Origin of the sequence: Nitrincola alkalisediminis, from assembly GCF_009821115.1 — a bacterium.
Taxonomy (GTDB): Bacteria; Pseudomonadota; Gammaproteobacteria; order Pseudomonadales; family Balneatricaceae; genus Nitrincola; species Nitrincola alkalisediminis.
In genome coordinates this window covers 226,327-243,135 of the sequence record NZ_VYTY01000001.1, presented here as the reverse complement: position 1 = coordinate 243,135, position 16,809 = coordinate 226,327, and the positions used below count along the sequence as shown (strand labels likewise).

15 protein-coding genes and 1 other RNA gene are annotated in these 16,809 nt (G+C 47.3%); 8 read left to right on the top strand and 8 right to left on the bottom strand.

From position 1 onward, the window contains the following. Window positions 1–9: 9 nt before the first annotated feature. The 4 genes from dnaX to F5971_RS01090 all read right to left on the bottom strand — a co-directional run bounded on the left by dnaX (window position 10) and on the right by F5971_RS01090 (window position 6,091). Window positions 10–1,956 carry a DNA polymerase III subunit gamma/tau gene (gene dnaX, locus F5971_RS01105; protein ID WP_193493552.1) on the bottom strand — a complete coding sequence of 649 codons (1,947 nt, stop codon included), beginning with the start codon at window positions 1,954–1,956 and terminating at the stop codon, window positions 10–12. Window positions 1,957–2,060: 104 nt separating this feature from the next. Beyond that, on the bottom strand, window positions 2,061–3,506 hold the full coding sequence (gene nhaD / locus F5971_RS01100; protein WP_081763684.1) for a sodium:proton antiporter NhaD: 1,446 nt from the start codon (window positions 3,504–3,506) through the stop codon (window positions 2,061–2,063). Between the two features lie 316 nt (window positions 3,507–3,822). Beyond that, window positions 3,823–4,692: an ethanolamine ammonia-lyase subunit EutC gene (gene eutC / locus F5971_RS01095; protein ID WP_193493551.1), complete on the bottom strand. Its 870-nt coding sequence runs from the start codon at window positions 4,690–4,692 to the stop codon at window positions 3,823–3,825. A gap of 4 nt (window positions 4,693–4,696) precedes the next feature. Then, window positions 4,697–6,091 carry an ethanolamine ammonia-lyase subunit EutB gene (locus tag F5971_RS01090; protein WP_193493550.1) on the bottom strand — a complete coding sequence of 465 codons (1,395 nt, stop codon included), beginning with the start codon at window positions 6,089–6,091 and terminating at the stop codon, window positions 4,697–4,699. A gap of 341 nt (window positions 6,092–6,432) precedes the next feature. On the opposite strand from F5971_RS01090, the gene F5971_RS01085 reads away from it, so the two are divergent. Continuing rightward, window positions 6,433–7,866: a cytochrome P450 gene (locus F5971_RS01085; protein ID WP_246187736.1), complete on the top strand. Its 1,434-nt coding sequence runs from the start codon at window positions 6,433–6,435 to the stop codon at window positions 7,864–7,866. Between the two features lie 2 nt (window positions 7,867–7,868). Beyond that, entirely contained in the window at window positions 7,869–8,783 is a 915-nt protein-coding gene (locus F5971_RS01080; protein ID WP_193493548.1) for a lysophospholipid acyltransferase family protein, read from the top strand. 97 nt (window positions 8,784–8,880) lie between these two features. Here F5971_RS01080 and trpA read toward each other — a convergent pair whose 3' ends face one another. Both trpA and trpB read right to left on the bottom strand, forming a co-directional pair. Beyond that, window positions 8,881–9,645: a tryptophan synthase subunit alpha gene (gene trpA, locus F5971_RS01075; RefSeq protein ID WP_193493546.1), complete on the bottom strand. Its 765-nt coding sequence runs from the start codon at window positions 9,643–9,645 to the stop codon at window positions 8,881–8,883. Next, window positions 9,645–10,907: a tryptophan synthase subunit beta gene (gene trpB, locus F5971_RS01070; protein WP_193493544.1), complete on the bottom strand. Its 1,263-nt coding sequence runs from the start codon at window positions 10,905–10,907 to the stop codon at window positions 9,645–9,647. The genes trpA and trpB overlap by 1 nt, the downstream gene beginning before the upstream one ends. A gap of 125 nt (window positions 10,908–11,032) precedes the next feature. On the opposite strand from trpB, the gene F5971_RS01065 reads away from it, so the two are divergent. From F5971_RS01065 to F5971_RS01050, 4 genes are all read left to right on the top strand, one after another. Then, window positions 11,033–11,515, top strand: coding sequence for a TetR/AcrR family transcriptional regulator (locus F5971_RS01065; protein WP_193493542.1), 483 nt, complete (start codon window positions 11,033–11,035; stop codon window positions 11,513–11,515). Between the two features lie 86 nt (window positions 11,516–11,601). Next, a complete protein-coding gene (locus tag F5971_RS01060) occupies window positions 11,602–12,219 on the top strand; it encodes a CDP-alcohol phosphatidyltransferase family protein (RefSeq protein WP_193493540.1) in 618 nt (205 codons plus the stop codon). 15 nt (window positions 12,220–12,234) lie between these two features. Further along, window positions 12,235–12,864 (top strand): lysophospholipid acyltransferase family protein, encoded by a 630-nt coding sequence (locus tag F5971_RS01055; protein ID WP_193493537.1) that lies wholly within the window; start codon window positions 12,235–12,237, stop codon window positions 12,862–12,864. After that, the gene (locus tag F5971_RS01050; protein ID WP_036506550.1) at window positions 12,861–13,787 is read left to right on the top strand and encodes a phosphatidate cytidylyltransferase; all 927 of its coding nucleotides are present in this window, start codon (window positions 12,861–12,863) and stop codon (window positions 13,785–13,787) included. Before F5971_RS01055 ends, F5971_RS01050 begins: the two co-directional genes overlap by 4 nt. Window positions 13,788–13,964: 177 nt before the next feature. On the opposite strand, the gene ffs is transcribed toward F5971_RS01050, so the two are convergent. Further along, an RNA gene (gene ffs, locus F5971_RS01045) (signal recognition particle sRNA small type) lies at window positions 13,965–14,061 on the bottom strand. 206 nt (window positions 14,062–14,267) lie between these two features. Here ffs and F5971_RS01040 point away from each other — a divergent pair. Both F5971_RS01040 and F5971_RS01035 read left to right on the top strand, forming a co-directional pair. Beyond that, window positions 14,268–14,807 carry a DUF2058 family protein gene (locus F5971_RS01040; RefSeq protein ID WP_036506547.1) on the top strand — a complete coding sequence of 180 codons (540 nt, stop codon included), beginning with the start codon at window positions 14,268–14,270 and terminating at the stop codon, window positions 14,805–14,807. Between the two features lie 56 nt (window positions 14,808–14,863). After that, window positions 14,864–15,658 carry a response regulator gene (locus tag F5971_RS01035; protein WP_036506544.1) on the top strand — a complete coding sequence of 265 codons (795 nt, stop codon included), beginning with the start codon at window positions 14,864–14,866 and terminating at the stop codon, window positions 15,656–15,658. 43 nt (window positions 15,659–15,701) lie between these two features. Here the strand turns inward: F5971_RS01035 and alr are convergent, their stop codons facing one another. Continuing rightward, window positions 15,702–16,793 (bottom strand): alanine racemase, encoded by a 1,092-nt coding sequence (gene alr, locus F5971_RS01030; protein ID WP_036506541.1) that lies wholly within the window; start codon window positions 16,791–16,793, stop codon window positions 15,702–15,704. Window positions 16,794–16,809: the final 16 nt, after the last annotated feature.

Below are 16,809 nucleotides of genomic sequence, written 5' to 3'. Positions count from 1 at the left end.
CTTTTTTCCTCACTCGTTTGGCTCGATCGGCACCACCGATGATTCATCTAGGTAAGCCGAAAATTGCTGTAAAATTGTTTTGACCATAGGGTCGTCTTGTAATGATTTGACGGCTAATGCTTGACGCTCAGCGCGCTTGCGTAAACGGTATTGTGCAGGGGTTTCTAAGGTTTGCGCAGCCTGAACAAACTGCACGCCCACCCCTGTTCCAAAATACGCAGCAAGGGCATCTGTAATACGCCCTTGCTGCGTTGGATTTAACAATGCAGCCTGTTCCGGCGGATAATGAAAGCAAAGCTGATCATTTTCAACCCGCTCTAGGGATAAATTTCGGCAAATACTTTCAGTCATCCCCGTCAAACCAATGGATGCACACACGTGCACCCAGTCATTGGGACGCAATTCTGCAAGTGTATACGTCTGCCCCATTGGCTGCGGTGCAGCCTCTTCTATAGGAGCAGCCTCTTGCTCTTGCTCTTCCACACTAGGACGTCCCTCAGCTCGAACGGCGCTCTCCAATGGCTGACTCACCAATATGCGCTCATCCTCTTGGGGCGCGGCTGGCCTATCTTGAGCTAAGGGTTCAGACTTTTTTTGAGTGGACTCAACCTCGTACTCTGCATTGGACTCAGACGATGCGATCTCGGGAACATCTTCCCAAGGCGGTACATCCTCTTGCATGGGCCTGTTAAGTTCAGGCACCACACGGCTCACTGCGACCTGATCTGGCTGAGCCTGAACACTTGGCAGGGGCGCCGGACTTGAGGCTGCGGAAACCGGAGAGGCCTCATTCATCGCCACTCCATCTGACCGCCCCTTATCAACCGTGCCCAGTGGCTGAGCAGCCAGTGTCACAGGTCTTGCAGCCACACTCGCAGGCCTGAATGCCAGCATTCGCAACAAGACCATTTCTAAACCTTCTTTCAAATCTGGAGCATAGGGCATGTCTTTACGCCCCATTAAGCCGATCTGATAAAAAAGCTGAACATCTTCTGCGCTCATCAACTGAGCTAATTCCAGCACTTGCTGTTGATCACCCAAACTGTTGTCAATCGCATCTGGCAGCATCTGTGCCAACGCAACTCGATGCAACAAGCTGACTAAGTCCCCCAATAAGGTGAAATAGTCCGGTGTAAACTGCGACAACGACTGCAAAGTACCGATCACTTGGCGCACATCTTGTTGCGCGATAAATGCTAAAAGTTGATAGACCAAGCGATGATCAATCGTACCAAGCATCGACCTGACATCTGCCTCGCCTACCACCCCAGAACCAAATGCAATCGCCTGATCCGTTAAGCTCAGAGCATCACGCATCGACCCTTCGGCACTGCGCGCAAGCAACCACAAGGCCGTTTCATCGAAGCTTATGGACTCTTGATTTAGGACGTAGTTCAGATGTTCAACAATACGTTGAGGACTGAGGTTTTTTAAATTAAATTGCAAACAACGCGACAGCACCGTGACCGGTAACTTTTGCGGGTCTGTCGTCGCTAACAGGAACTTAACATGCTCCGGTGGCTCTTCAAGCGTTTTTAAAAGCGCATTGAACGAGCTATTCGACAACATGTGCACCTCGTCGATGAGATACACTTTAAAGCGACCATGACTAGGGGCGTATTGTACGTTTTCCAGCAATTCGCGCGTGTCTTCAACCTTCGTTCGTGAAGCTGCATCAACCTCTATCAAATCGACGAAGCGCCCTTCTGCTATTTCTCGACAGGATGTACACACTCCACATGGCTCAGAAGACACCCCCTGCTCACAATTCAGCGCTTTTGCGAATAAACGAGCAATCGACGTTTTACCAACCCCACGGGTCCCTGTGAAAAGATAGGCATGGTGGAGCCGATCATTGTCCAACGCATTGATTAATGCCTTAAGAACATGCTCTTGCCCCACCATTTCTTTGAATTGTTTTGGCCGCCATTTGCGTGCCAGTACCTGATAGCTCATTGTGTGGATTTACACTCTCGCAAGTCACCTGAATCAAGGTGATATACTACCATGCTCCTCCACCCAAGTCTTACTTCAGCGGAGATTGACCTCCGCTTGATGCATTAGAACACGCTGAACAGTTCTTTATTTAACCAAAGATGCACAAGTATGCTGGCCACATAACCCAGCAGAATGACGGGCATCCAGCGTAAATGTCCCATAAAGGTATAAATACCGCGAGCCTGCCCCATTAAAGCCACCCCTGCCGCAGAACCGACTGACAGCAAACTGCCACCAACACCTGCCGTTAGGGTAATGAGTAACCAATGTCCATGAGACATATCTGGCTGCATAGTAATAACAGCAAACATTACCGGAATGTTATCAATCACGGCTGAAATGACGCCCAAAGCAATGTTGGCATAGGTTGCATCCCATTGGAGGTAGAGAATATCGGACATCATCGCTAAATACCCCATAAAACCTAACCCACCAACGCACATAATAATGCCGTAGAAGAATAACAAGGTATCCCATTCAGCTCGCGCTACACGACTAAAGACATCAAATGGCACCACGCTGCCTAAACGCTCAAGACGCTTTTTATCACCTGCGTGCTCCGCCAACAAACGTTTTTTGGCTAAAGAACTCGGCAGCGTCATACGCAAGAAATAGCCAAAGAATTGCAAGTAACCAAGACCTACCATCATCCCCAGTACTGGCGGAAGGTGCAGCAATGTGTGACAGCTAACAGCCGTGGCAATTGTAAGTAAGAATAGCGCCAGTATCCGCCTTGCTCCACGCTTAAGCTCCACTTCTTCATCAGACGCCGTAGGCTTTTGGCTCTCAACAAACAAGCTCATGATGACCGCAGGAATTAAAAAGTTAACCATAGAGGGTAAGAACAAGGCAAAAAACTCGCTGAACTTAACAAGCCCTGCTTGCCATACCATCAAGGTTGTAATATCGCCAAAAGGACTAAATGCGCCACCAGCATTGGCCGCCACCACGATATTGATACAACATAAGTTAATAAATCGGTTGTGTCCTTCCGCCACTTTCATTACAACGGCACACATCAGCAATGCTGTGGTTAAGTTGTCCGCAATTGGTGAGATAAAAAACGACAAAAATCCTGTTAACCAGAATAAAGTTCTAAAACTGAACCCTTTACGCACCATCCAAGAACGCAAAGCATCAAATACTCTTCGCTCTTCAAGGGCATTAATATAGGTCATCGCCACCAATAAAAAGAGCATCAACTCCGAAAACTCTAATAACGTATGGCGAAAAGCATCCTCAGGAACACCCACTAGGCCCTCTTTCAGATATACCCAACCAATCACCGCCCAAATAATACCGGCTGCAATTAATACTGGTTTAGATTTACGCATGTGGATTTTTTCTTCGCACATGACCACGGCATAGGCCAAGAAAAAAATCACTAACGTAAAGATACCCGCGCGAGTCGCGGTAAGATCTAATGGCCCAGCAGCAGCGTAAACGCCTCCGCTTAGGCATAAAGCAATAACAAGAATGAGCGCTTGTTTAAGACGTAGTTGAGTCATAATAGACCACTTTAAGTTTATTTTTGGAAAGGAAAAAGTTGTGGGGCGCTCCCCCGAATGGTTGGCCATTATAGGCCTCATAGTGGATGCTTTATAGTCGACAAAGGCGCTATAAACTTAAGACTATAAGACTATTTTCTTCTATAGAAAGGACATTTAATACTTAAAAAACAGATATATAGAAACACCTACTTTTCTTAAACACTCTTAATTAACGAGATATTGTCCAGCACCACTTATATAATAGAAAAATACTCTTAAATAAATACCAATTACGACAAGAAAACCTAAAAAAACACACCTAAATGAAGACCGACTAACCCTTTGTTGAAACTAAGAAATTTCCTCGAACCTCATCACTCGTCAGCACCAAATCTTCCGTTCTATCTTTTAACTGCACGCCGGATAAACCTTGCCTGCGCGCTTCGTTGAGCAAATACAACGCCTTTCGATTCGCCTCTTCATAACTCAGCCCCGCCTCTCGGATATTGGAAATACAGTTTCGGTAGGCATCGGTTAATCCCGCCTTTGGAGACCAAGTGAGATATAACCCCATACTGTCTGGCGAGCTCAAACCTGGGCGCTCGCCCACTAACAGCATCACGCACTTAGCGCGCAGTATTTCACCGACAGGATCACCAACGGCCACCCGCCCCTGCTCAACAATACACACAGGCCCAATACGCCAAGGTATAGGTCCTCGCGCCAATTGCGGCAACAAGAGCTGTAGAAAAGGAGTCGCATTTTCTTGAATAGCTAAAGCTGACAATCCATCTGCCAACACAACCACTAAATCATAGGACTGAGATGTCGTGTTTCGATAATCCAATAAGACCTGTTCAGAGTCAGGGTGGAGTAAACGCCCATAATCAGGACGCTGTAAATACACACTTCGACTCTCTGCACGGCTTCGTAACGATAGAGGTGGCTGAGCACAGTCACTCTTTATTGCGCTTAAATCCTTGATCAGCTGGCCAATATTCAATGGAGTGTGCACCGCATCTTGTGCTTTGGCATGCGCTAACTGAAAAGCCAATAATTCTTGAGTGGGAATACTCACCCCTGCACGCCCAAGACCGATTCTAGCGTCGGTAAAACGACGCAAATCTCGCCAAGGATTCGACACCAAGAGTTCATCTGCACCTTGGTCAACAGAAGCAAGCATGTGATTCATAGTTCGTTTCATTAAGTTAATGTCCTAACAATCGACCAAGAGAAGAACGGAAAGCACTTGGCATCTGCGAGCTTAAACGGCCCGTTTGCGCATCGACAATGTCCACCCGCTTAAGCCACGCATCATATTCAGGCGCAGGTTTCAGCCCCAACACTTGACGGATATACAGTGCATCATGGAAAGACGTGGTTTGATAATTCAGCATAATATCGTCCGACCCTGGAATCCCCATCACAAAGGTACAGCCTGCAACGGACAGCAGGGTTAACAAATTATCCATATCATTTTGATCGGCTTGCGCATGGTTGGTGTAACAAATATCGCACCCCATAGGCAAACCCAACAGTTTTCCACAAAAATGATCTTCCAACCCCGCTCGAATAATTTGCTTACCATCAAACAAATACTCTGGACCAATAAAGCCGACCACCGTGTTGACTAAAAGCGGGCTAAAGCATCGAGCAACGGCATAAGCTCTTGCCTCGCAGGTTTGCTGATCCAATTGAAAGTGGGCATTGGCGGACAAAGCACTGCCTTGCCCCGTCTCAAAGTACATAACATTGTTGCCAACATTGCCTCGCTGCAAGGATAAAGCCGCGGCCTGTGCTTCAGCCAAGGTTGCGAGATTAAACCCAAAACTATCGTTGGTGGCTTGAGTACCTCCTATAGATTGAAAGACCAAATCAACCGGAGCGCCCTGTTCAATTGCCTCTATCGTATTGGTCACATGCGTCAAAACACAGGACTGGGTCGGAATTTCATAGTGCTGAATCACCTCATCCATCATGCGCATCAACCGGCAGGCTTGTGCGACATTATCGGTGGCGGGGTTAATCCCAATAACCGCATCACCACTGCCGTACATCAGGCCATCCAAAATACTGGCGGCAATTCCCGTTAAATCATCGGTTGGATGATTGGGCTGTAAACGTGTGGACAAACGCCCTGGCAGCCCCAAGGTATTTCGAAAACCAGTGCTCACTTGGCACTTTTTAGACACCAGTATCAAATCTTGATTGCGCATGATCTTACTGACAGCGGCGGCCATTTCGGGAGTAATCCCTAAGCGCACTTGCTCAAGCCGTTCTGATGTTGCGTAATCACTTAGGAGCCATTCACGGAAGCCACCTACGGTTAGGTGTGATATTGGCTGGAATGCCTCTAAATCATGACTGTCGACAATTAATCGTGTGATTTCATCCTCTTCATATGGAATCAACAGATCCTCTAAAAACATTTTTAGAGGCACATCAGCCAATGTCATTTGGGCAATGGCACGCTCTTCAGCCGATTGTGCGGCGACCCCTGCTAGGTAATCGCCCGAGCGTGCAGGCGTTGCTTTAGCCATCAACTCCCCAAGACTCTTAAAACCATAGGTGTTAGATCCGACCACCTGACGAAAGCGATACATATTTTTACCTTTGTTATTTACAACTAAAACCCTAGACGTCTTGACTCATAAATACAAAGTCTTGTTTCTAACGCCTACTGAGTATCTTAATGACCCCATTGTGAGAAAAAAGCCTAGGCAGGAGTTATCGAATTTTGGCAAAAAACACTCTTTATAACTTTCTTCAAGTACAGCTCCACTCACTCCAGTAAATTGAGATAGCTCAAGTAAATAAAGCGTAACTTCGAGTTAGTTTTGAGCTAAAAACAAAGCCATGCTACAGTAGAAGCCACGTTATCCCCTTAACAAACCTTTGATCTCGGACATAAGAATTGTCCACTAGAATCAATTGAGTACCCACAATGACCTTAATGCATACGCTCCCTGATTTACCTGAAAAAGCCCAATGGATTGATGAGCCTGAACCGGTAAAAGTCAGCACTCAGCGCAATTGGGGACATTACATCTGGATGGTTCTCGCTGGCCGCACCAATCTTTTATCCATGTGGCCAGATAGCGCGTATCAAATGAAAATCTTTACGGCACGCTTATTACGCCAACATTATTTTGTCTGCAATAGCCCTGACACCGTTCGTCAGGTATTTCTCGATCAGCACGATAACTATGATCAAAAAGGCCCGCAAATGCGCAGCGCGCTGGAGCCCTTACTGGGTGATGGCTTATTTGTAAGCGATGGTGATCTTTGGAAAGAACGACGCGCCTATTGCAGCCCAGCATTTGAAAATGAATTACTCCCCTATTATGCCAACATCATGACCGAATGTTGTAAAGAAGTGTCTGAGCGCTGGTCAAGCCTCCCGCCCAACACTGAAGTGGACATGCTCAATGAAATGGCGCGACTTACCGCACGCATCATTGGTCGAACCGTATTTGGTGATGAAACCAGCGATGAGGAAGCCGCCCAAGTTGTCCAAGGCTTTTCTGAGTATCAACACAATATTGAACAATTGGGCCTAGCCGATACCTTTGGCCTGCCCTTTTTACGCAAGCTTACCAATCCAATCAAACGTTATCACTGCAAAACTTCAGGCAAACGTGTTCATGAGGTCATTGACACAATTATTGCCCGACAAGAAGCCCAAACCTCCTCTAAAAAATTCTCCTTAATTTCGCTGTTTGTCGATGGACACAAAGGGCGCGATGGCACTGTACAAGGTTGCCCGCTAAGTCGTCTCGCGGCTCGTAATGAAGCAATTGTTATGTTTATGGCTGGACATGAAACCACAGCCAATGTACTGGCTTGGACTTGGTATTTACTGGATCACAACCCTCGGGTGGCGGCAAAACTTCATGCTGAATTAGACAGCGTTTTAGGTGGTCGTACTCCAACCCTCGATGATGTTCCCAACTTACCGTACACACGCGCCGTTTTTGAAGAAACCATGCGTTTATATCCTCCCGTTCCTTTATTAAGCCGACAAGCACGGGCTGAAGACCAAATCAGGCGACGACCCATTGAGAAAAACTCGATTATTCTGGTTATTCCCTGGCTACTGCATCGTCATGTCGACTTTTGGGAAGCACCCAATCACTTCATCCCAGAGCGATTTTTACCAGGCAACCCTCGACCGGATAAATTCATTTATCTTCCCTTTAGCGTGGGTCGCCGTGTCTGCTTGGGGATGCGCTTTGGCTTAACGGAGGGCATTCTATGCATCGCAACACTTGCTCAAGCGTTTCAAGCACACGTAAAGCCTAACCACGAGGTTAAGATTGAGTGCCGCTTAACGCTTCGCCCGAAGGGCGGGCTGCCTATGCAGTTAACACGGAGATAAACATGCAGGCATTTAGACACTGGACCACCGCGCAAAAAGCCGAATACCTCATGGCAAAGTGCCTAGCCCTTCTGCCAGTGAATTGGACATCTGACATTGGGGCCTACTTGGGTAATAAAGAAGCCCAAAAAGCCATTAAAGCAAAACGTTTGTGGATAGATCGATTAAGGAAAAACTTAGAGCACTTGTGTGACATTCAAGATGCCGAAGAACGTGAACGACACCTTATCGCATTTATTTCGCGAATAGGTCGTATCTATGCCGAATTCATGGTGCAACAAAAGATTATTAAAAAGAATCAAATCGAAATATCGGGAGGGGAGATCCTAGACTCAATCGATAAACCCGTGATCGTGGTGAGCTGCCATTTATCAAACTGGGAACTTATTGGTCATGTTGCCGCCTTACTTCAACGTCCTTGCTGTGATCTTTACTTACCGCCCGATAACCCAGTTAGAGAGCATTTGGCTTTAAAAGCACGCCATAAATGGCCAATACCTCTTGAACTCGTTCCAACGTCTCCATCCTGCATGCGCCAAATTAGCAAAGCACTCAGTAATGGCAGCAATTCAGTGCTCTTTATCGACGAAATGCGTGACGGTTATGTTTCAGCACCCAGCCTAGGACGAAACATTCCGTATGCCGGCAATCGATGGTTTGCAGCGAGGCTCGCTATCAAACATGAGCTGGATATTTTACCCGCCTATATTTTACCTAACGGCAAAGGCCACTACCGAGCAATTGTTGAGCCACTCATTCAACCGTCAACGTTTGAAGGGTCAAAGGAAGAAAAAGCAAAGAAGATCGCTGATAAACTTGATGAAACCATAAATTCCTGGGTTTCGGAGAATTTAGAGCATTGGTACTGGTTACCCTATTATGAGCCACAACGAGGGTTTCCAGCCGTTAAGAAATGAACATCGAAGACTCTGTAAGCGGTTACTCCTGCGCGTAAACCGAATACACACCACTCACCGCAGGCGTGCGCTGCGGTAAGTGATCAAACCAAATGATTTACACCAATTCAGCTTCGGTCAGCAAGGTTTTCATCTTTTGAGCGGCAACCTCACTGCCATCATCTCGCTGCCATTCGATGTATTTTGAGCAGAAGGCAGCCACTTCAGCAGTCCCCGTTAAAGCTTTCAAATCATCGGCTGAACGAATACCAAAGCCGATGGCTAAGGGCAGATCGGTATACCGACGGATACGCGCAACATAGGCACGGAAGTCATCATCCCAATGTGTCTGCTTGCCCGTCACTCCCATGCGTGAAACCACGTACACCATGCCGCGTGCACTCTGAGCAATACGAGCAACACGCTCGTCTGGAGTATTCGGCGTCACCATCAAGATCGGAGCCAAGCCCAGCTCATCAAGCAGCGGCATGTGTGGTTCAAACTGCTCCACTGGCATATCAGGGATAATCATCCCTTTAAAACCAGCCGCCGCGGCATCACGAAATAACCGCTCAAGTCCATAACGATAAAGCGGGTTCAGATAACTCATCAGAATAAAGCTGGCGTCGGGATGCTGCTTAGAGACCTTCGCGCATAAGTCCAAGGTCGCACGCACTGAGCCTCCGTTTTTTAGCGCATGGTAACAGGCATTCACCAGTGTATGCCCATCTGCCACCGGATCACTAAAAGGAACCTGAAGTTCGATTAGGTTCACTCCACTGGCGACCAAGCCAGCAATGGCTTTTTCATTTTCATCGAGTGTCGGGAACCCCACCACAGCGTGAGACATCACTTGAAGTCTGTCATTCTGTTTCGGAAACATCAGTTACTCTCCTTCGCAGCATCAACCTGCTTCTGACAACGAGCAGCTTCGCGTTTTAGAAACTCCGGCCACTCCGGCTGAGGAAAGGCTCGAGCAATATTAAAAATATCCTTATCACCACGACCGCTGAGGTTGATGACCAAGTGTTGATCAGGTCTCATCGACTTAGCGCGCTTAAATCCACCCGCTAATGCATGTGAACTTTCTAGAGCGGGAATGATGCCTTCGGTCTTCATCAGAAGACTAAAGGCGTCTGTAACTTCTTTGTCCGTCGCACTTTCAGGAATCACACGACCTGTTTGCGACAGGTGCGCCAGAATAGGCGAAACACCCACATAATCAAGCCCTGCGGCTATAGAGTGTGTATCCCCCAACTGGCCATCTTCATCTTGAAGGAATAAGGTTTTGTAGCCCTGAGCAATACCGGGCTCAGCTGTATCAGGGAGCATGCGAATTGAATGCTCACCCTTTTCAAAGCTTATCCCGCCCGCTTCTACACCCACCAACGCGACGTCTTTATCATCAAAAAAGGCAGAGAATGCACCCAGTGCATTTGAGCCGCCACCAACGCAGGCCACGACTTCATCTGGTAATCGACCAATCTGCTTTAAGGCCTGCTCCCGCATCTCTTGCGAAATCACGCTTTGGAAATAGGTTACAAGCTCTGGGAAAGGCGCCGGACCGCAAGCAGTACCCAGCACATAATGGGTCGTTTCAACGGTTGCAGCCCAATCACGCAGGGCCTCATCAAGCGCTTCTTTCAAGGTGCGCGCACCTGTTTCGACACCAACCACTTCGGCACCTAACTGGCGCATCCAGAATACATTGGAATACTGCCGCTCGATGTCATCGGCACCCATGTAGATGGTCGCCTGTAGTCCCATACGTGCAGCAACGATCGCCGTCGCCAAGCCATGCTGACCCGCGCCCGTTTCTGCAATAATACGCTTTTTACCCATACGCTTGACCAACAGCCCTTGCCCCAGCGCATTATTCACCTTGTGGGCGCCTGAGTGATTTAGGTCTTCGCGTTTTAACCAAATTTGAGCGCCACCTAACTCTTGCGACAAGCGACGCAGAGGCGTAAGCGGTGTTGGACGACCGCTGAATTCTTGGCAGAGGCTGACGTACTCCTGCCAAAAGGTTGGATCATCACGCAGCTCATTAAACATGTTTTCCAGCTCAGTTAATGCTGGAAGCAAAATCTCAGGAACATAACGTCCCCCAAACTCGCCAAAATAGCCATTTTCACTGCGTATCATAGATACCTCTCTTGAATTTCAAACGGGTCAACTCGGTAGAAGCCCAGAGGTCTGAGAGACCTAGACTTTAACTAAACGGTTTAGTATAGTTTCAATCAATTAATCAGAGAATTCAAGTCCTAACCATGGCACAAAACTCAAAAAAAGATCAAATAGCGCAAGCGGCCCTGCCTTTGTTCCTTGAGCATGGCATCAAAGGGACCTCTGTCGATATGGTGGTCAAAGCATCAGGTGTGTCCAAACCCACTGTCTATAATCACTTTCAGGATAAAAGCTATCTATTGGCATACGTCATAGACTGTTGGTTACAGGCACAACCCACTCCCGCCTTCCAAGCGAGGACAGAAAAGGATCTTATATTAGAAATGGACCAACACTGGCTTTCAGCTGAGGCTTGTCGCCTCTACGGTCTTTGCCTTGGTGAAGGAGAACGCGCCCCAGGTGCGGTGCAAATATTTTTGGAAGGCTATGACCAACCTTGGCGAGCAGCTCTTGAAGAACAAGGCCGCAAGCTAAACCTATCGACAGATTGGCTTCAGGCCAGTGCAAGTCATCGACTTTTAAGAAGACTCACCGCAAGATGCACTCCATATTCTAAACCCCATTAAAGCCTTCAGGTCCAGAATCTTTTTCTATCCTTAAATCATTACACCATGGTAGGATTCATTAAGTCGAAAAATGACAAGGACGCATAATGGCATTTTCAATTTATCAGTTAAAATCCCGTTTCCAAGACCTTCTGAGGCCTACTGTCAGCCTCCTGTATGAGCGGGGTGTGACGGCAAATCAAGTCACTCTATTGGCTGCGCTTATATCTGTTGCTTTTGGCACCCTGCTTTTTTTCAACATCGACACTCCCTTGCTTTTTGCATTCCTACCCCTGCTCATGCTCTTTCGCATGGGCTTAAATGCCATTGATGGCATGCTAGCACGCGAATTCAAGCAAGCGAGCCATCTAGGTGCCTACCTCAATGAACTGGCCGATCTCATCTCTGATGCAGCGCTTTACCTACCCTTTGCCTTATTGCTGGGCGTTCACTCTGAACTGGTACTGGCGATCATTTTTATGGCGCTACTCAGTGAATATGCAGGTGTTCTCGGCCCTATGATTGGCGGAACACGTCGCTACGATGGCCCAATGGGCAAAAGTGATCGCGCATTTGTTTTCGGCTGCTTAGGATTGGGGTATGCCTTGGGCTTTTTTTCCGCAGGATTTATCAATCTAGTTTTATTAATAACACTGCTTCTGTTGCTACTCACACTGTTCAACCGCATCCGCAAAGGCATTGAAGACGCTAACAAATCAGAATAACGAGGTTGCTAAAACATGCTTGCCACTTTATTACGCTGTTTGATTCTCGGGTTAGCGAAGTTTATTACAGGTGCCCGAGCGCACGGAGAATTTTCATTTGAACAACACTCCAAGCCCACCCTTTATTATGCAAACCACACCAGTCATGGTGATTTTGTACTGCTTTGGGCAACCCTTCCTGCACACATTAGACAAAAAACACGACCCGTTGCTGGCGCAGACTATTGGGATAAAACACCACTCAGACGTTTTCTTATCCATCAGGTATTCAATGGCGTATTGATTTCTCGCGAGGGTAACACCCTTGGCGAAAACCCTTTAGCACCGCTGTTCGAAGCCTTAAACCAAGGTGATTCACTGATATTTTTTCCTGAGGGAACACGCAACCTAACAGATGCGAACTTACTCCCATTCAAGTCCGGTCTTTACTATTTAACCCAGCAACATCCGAGCCTTATTCTTCAACCCGTTTGGATCACCAATCTGAACCGTGCAATGCCGAAAGGCTACCCACTTCCTTTGCCTCTCCTGTGCACATTGAACTTTGGCCCCCGGTTTTGTGTTGCACCAAAAACAAGCAAAGCAACCACTTTAGAGTTTGCCACGACAGCGCTTACCGCTCTACAACAGGACATACCGACATGAATCAAACGACGCTGTTACTTTTTGTAGGACTGGGTGCTTTTTTACTCTTGGCGACATTAATTGGCCAGTTTCTTGTTTGGAAACAAGGCAAGACTGCCGTCATCGACAATCTGAATCAACGCATCTACGCCTGGTGGTTAATGGTACTCGTTCTGGGCGTTGCATTTGCAGCCGGAAAATACGCAGTCATTTTACTTTTCCTAGGCATTTCGTTTTATGCTTTGCGTGAGTTCTTAACACTTTTACCCACACGACGTGGGGACTATTGGGCCTTACTCGTCGCATTCTATCTCGCCCTGCCCCTACAATATTTTTTAATCGCTATAGATTGGTATGGTCTCTTTTCGATTTTCATTCCAGTGTATGTGTTTTTGCTTCTGCCAATACTGGCTTCGATTGGTGGTGACACGCATCACTTTCTGGAGCGCACAGCCAAGGTTCAATGGGGCTTGATGATTGCTGTCTACTGCATCTCTTCTGTACCTGCACTTTTAACACTTGAGATAGCTGGCTACGAAGGACGCAATTTACTGTTAATCGCTTGGCTAATTTTAGTGGTTCAACTCTCTGATGTTTTCCAATATGTTTGCGGAAAACTTCTGGGAAAACACAAAGTCGCACCAAGCCTATCGCCCTCCAAAACCCTTGAAGGTCTCGTAGGTGGTGTGTTTTTAGCAACCTTAGTGGGCGGCGCTTTGTATTGGATAACGCCGTTTAGCTTCAGCGAAGCCCTTATCATTGCATTAATAGTCAATGCCCTTGGCTTTGCTGGCGGCCTTGTTATGTCAGCCATTAAGCGAGACAGAGGTGTCAAAGATTGGGGCGCGATGATTCAAGGACATGGTGGCATGCTTGATCGCATTGATTCAGTTTGCTTTGCTGCACCTGTTTATTTTCATATTATTCGGTATTTTTGGACGTAATAAAGCGCGCCGCGTACTTAAAACAATCGGAATCATTAGGGCTCAGACAGACTTGTCCGATACGTATTTGGCATCAAGGCTCATACGCGGTAACCATTGCTTTCTACATAAAATAGACAGGGTATAAAACAGGAAGTTAAATCGGAAACAACTAAAGAAGGAAGGTGTTGGAGGCAGCTCCACCAGCCACATTTCGGCACACGAGATCGCCGCTGTGGCTGCTCCCTTCCGGGCCTGACCAGGTTCACGGTTTATCGTTGCGAAAGGACCGGCAGAGCTACCATTGCGTAGCTGCTAATCTCAATTAACAGGCGCGAAGTATAAGCAGGAAAAAGGCTTTTTGCAAATTTTATCACAGGTTTATTGACCCAACTCTTACATCCTCTCCCTCTCTCAATGAAGTCAGCTTGTGACGCTTACCCTCTTTTACATCTATGTTATAGTAAGCGTTTACTGTATGAATTGTTTTGGAATTCGACTATGGCAGGATCTTTAAAAGATCAACTTCTGAAAGCAGGCGTTGCATCAAAAAAACAAGCAAAACAGGTTGAGTTAGATCAGCGCAAGCAAAAAAAACAGAAAAAAGCGCCCAGTGATCAAGCAACCGCTCAACACCTTGAAGCCGCTAGACTAGAGAAAATTGAAAAAGACCGTCTGTTGAATGAACAGCGCAAAAAAGAACAAGACCGGAAAGCGGCGCTTGCTGAAATCAAGCAACTGGCTCAACAACACCAGGTTCGACTGCCTTCGCAGGCGGATGTGCGCTATAACTTTATCTATGACAGCAAAGTCAAACACATTTGGATCGACAGCGCACTGCAAAAGCAGTTAGCGCTTAAACAACTCACGCTTGTGGCCGTCGAGGCCAAGTTTGTTTTGGTTCCAACAGAGATTGCTAAGCGCATTATTCAGCGTGATCCGCTTGCGGTTGTCCAAGATGAAGAGGAACGGAAGAAACAAATCGCAGCAGAAGAGGCAGAATACGCTGATTATGCAATACCCGATGATTTAGATTGGTAAATTGTGAAATAAACCTTTATTGTTCAATGACTCACTCTGTGTAAAAGGAGTCTCATATGCGAACGTTGTCCGCATCGCAGCTGAATGTTTTACTGGCTGAACCTTCAGCCGTTCAACGCAAAATAATTACTCAACAGCTGACTGATGAAGGCGTAACCTCAATCGACGGTGTTCGATCCATAAAAGATGCATTGGCATCGATTTCGAGCATCCGACCCGATTTGATTATCAGCGCTCTTCATTTTTCGGATGGAAATGCTGATGATTTTCTAGAGGCGCTAAGAGCTGACCCTAGTTGGATAGACATTCCCTTTATGCTCATTTCCAGCGAGACACGTCACGAACAGCTAGACACCTTCAAGCAATCCGGCGTGATCGCTATTTTACCCAAGCCCTTTACGCGAGAAGGCATCCGCTCAGCCATAAACGCCACTCTGGATTTACTCAGTACCAGCGAACTCGATCTTCAATGCTATGACCCAGATACGCTTAAAGTATTGGTTGTCGACGATAGCAAAATGGCACGTAAAATGATCACGCGCGTGCTGAAAAATCTCGGCATTGAAAACATCACCCACGCGGAGGATGGTGCGGCTGCGATTGAAATCCTGCACGACGAGACGTTTGACCTAATCGTCACTGACTACAACATGCCTGAAATCAATGGGCTGCAGCTTGCCGAGTATATACGTGACAATGCATTACTAACGCACATCCCCGTTTTGATGGTGACCTCGGAAGCGAGTCATACGCATCTCAGCAATGTTGCCCAAAGCGGGGTAAACGCTATGCTAGACAAGCCATTTGAACCAGAGTTGGTGAAAAAGCTCTTGAACCGCTTACTTGAATAAATGTGAAAAAGAGTAAGGGAGGGATACCCCTCCCTCTTGAGAACTATTGATCTTTGTAGATGCGCTTGACTCGACGCGTCAGGCCACTGAGTAGAGTATATGGAATGGTGTTGCAGTATTTAGCCACTTCATTAATGCTCAACTGCTCTCCCCATAACTCCACCGAATCACCCACTTGAACATCAGCGTGATGGGTTAAGTCAATCGTGATCATATCCATGGAAACACGTCCCACAATCCGAGTACGCTGCCCATTAACCACTACTGGCGTTCCAGCAGGCGCATGTCGGGAATAGCCATCGGCATATCCCACCGCTAAGGTACCAATGCGCATAGGCACATCACAAACAAAGCTGGCACCATAGCCGACAGCATCTCCAGCCGGTACCTCACGTATGGCGATGACCTGTGTTGTCAATGTCATGGCAGGTTGTTGGCTCGCTTCCAACGCATGCCCATCCGCAAAGGGGCTTGCGCCGTAAAGCATAATGCCCGGCCGCAGCCAATCGTAATGCGCTTGCGGCCAGTGCATGACACCGGCTGAATTTGATAAGCTGACCTTCGCATCAACCCCTTCTAAGCAGCGAGACATTGCCTCAATCTGCTTGTACGTGTCTTGACGCTCTGGCTCATCGGCACAGGCAAAATGGCTCATGACCACTAGCTCTGCAACTTCGCTGCGCGCCTGCAAACGTGACCAGGCCTGATTAAAATCGGCTGGATGAATACCCAATCGATGCATTCCAGAGTCGACTTTCAACCAAAGGCACAAGCCTTCGGTTGGATGAGCGTCTAGGAACGCCTCTAATCGATCGATCTGTTCAAGGCTATGAATGGCCGACCATAAACGATGCTGAATAATCAGCTTAAGCTCGTCGGTTTCGAAAAAACCTTCAAGCAATAAAATCGGCTCCTCAATACCTGCCTCTCTGAGCTCCAGCGCTTCCTCAATCGCCGCGACACCAAAAGCATCTGCTACTCCAGACAAGCTCTTAGCCACCTGAACAGCCCCGTGTCCGTATGCATCTGCTTTGATAATCGCAACCGCTTTCGCCATTTTAGCTTGAGATTTAGCCAACTGATAATTATGACGGATCGCCGCCAAATTAACTTCAGCTCGAAGATTTCGTGCCATTCATCCTGCTCCTGAA

Excerpts from the sequence above, each read along its gene's own strand:
- nhaD (WP_081763684.1), bottom strand. The coding sequence starts at position 3,506 with ATGACTCAACTACGTCTTAAACAAGCGCTCATTCTTGTTATTGCTTTA.
- F5971_RS01090 (WP_193493550.1), bottom strand. The coding sequence starts at position 6,091 with ATGTATCGCTTTCGTCAGGTGGTCGGATCTAACACCTATGGTTTTAAG.
- F5971_RS01035 (WP_036506544.1), top strand. The coding sequence starts at position 14,864 with ATGCGAACGTTGTCCGCATCGCAGCTGAATGTTTTACTGGCTGAACCT.
- F5971_RS01055 (WP_193493537.1), top strand. The coding sequence starts at position 12,235 with ATGCTTGCCACTTTATTACGCTGTTTGATTCTCGGGTTAGCGAAGTTT.
- F5971_RS01085 (WP_246187736.1), top strand. The coding sequence starts at position 6,433 with ATGACCTTAATGCATACGCTCCCTGATTTACCTGAAAAAGCCCAATGG.
- dnaX (WP_193493552.1), bottom strand. The coding sequence starts at position 1,956 with ATGAGCTATCAGGTACTGGCACGCAAATGGCGGCCAAAACAATTCAAA.
- trpB (WP_193493544.1), bottom strand. The coding sequence starts at position 10,907 with ATGATACGCAGTGAAAATGGCTATTTTGGCGAGTTTGGGGGACGTTAT.
- trpA (WP_193493546.1), bottom strand. The coding sequence starts at position 9,645 with ATGTTTCCGAAACAGAATGACAGACTTCAAGTGATGTCTCACGCTGTG.
- F5971_RS01065 (WP_193493542.1), top strand. The coding sequence starts at position 11,033 with ATGGCACAAAACTCAAAAAAAGATCAAATAGCGCAAGCGGCCCTGCCT.
- alr (WP_036506541.1), bottom strand. The coding sequence starts at position 16,793 with ATGGCACGAAATCTTCGAGCTGAAGTTAATTTGGCGGCGATCCGTCAT.
- F5971_RS01060 (WP_193493540.1), top strand. The coding sequence starts at position 11,602 with ATGGCATTTTCAATTTATCAGTTAAAATCCCGTTTCCAAGACCTTCTG.
- eutC (WP_193493551.1), bottom strand. The coding sequence starts at position 4,692 with ATGAAACGAACTATGAATCACATGCTTGCTTCTGTTGACCAAGGTGCA.
- F5971_RS01040 (WP_036506547.1), top strand. The coding sequence starts at position 14,268 with ATGGCAGGATCTTTAAAAGATCAACTTCTGAAAGCAGGCGTTGCATCA.
- F5971_RS01050 (WP_036506550.1), top strand. The coding sequence starts at position 12,861 with ATGAATCAAACGACGCTGTTACTTTTTGTAGGACTGGGTGCTTTTTTA.
- F5971_RS01080 (WP_193493548.1), top strand. The coding sequence starts at position 7,869 with ATGCAGGCATTTAGACACTGGACCACCGCGCAAAAAGCCGAATACCTC.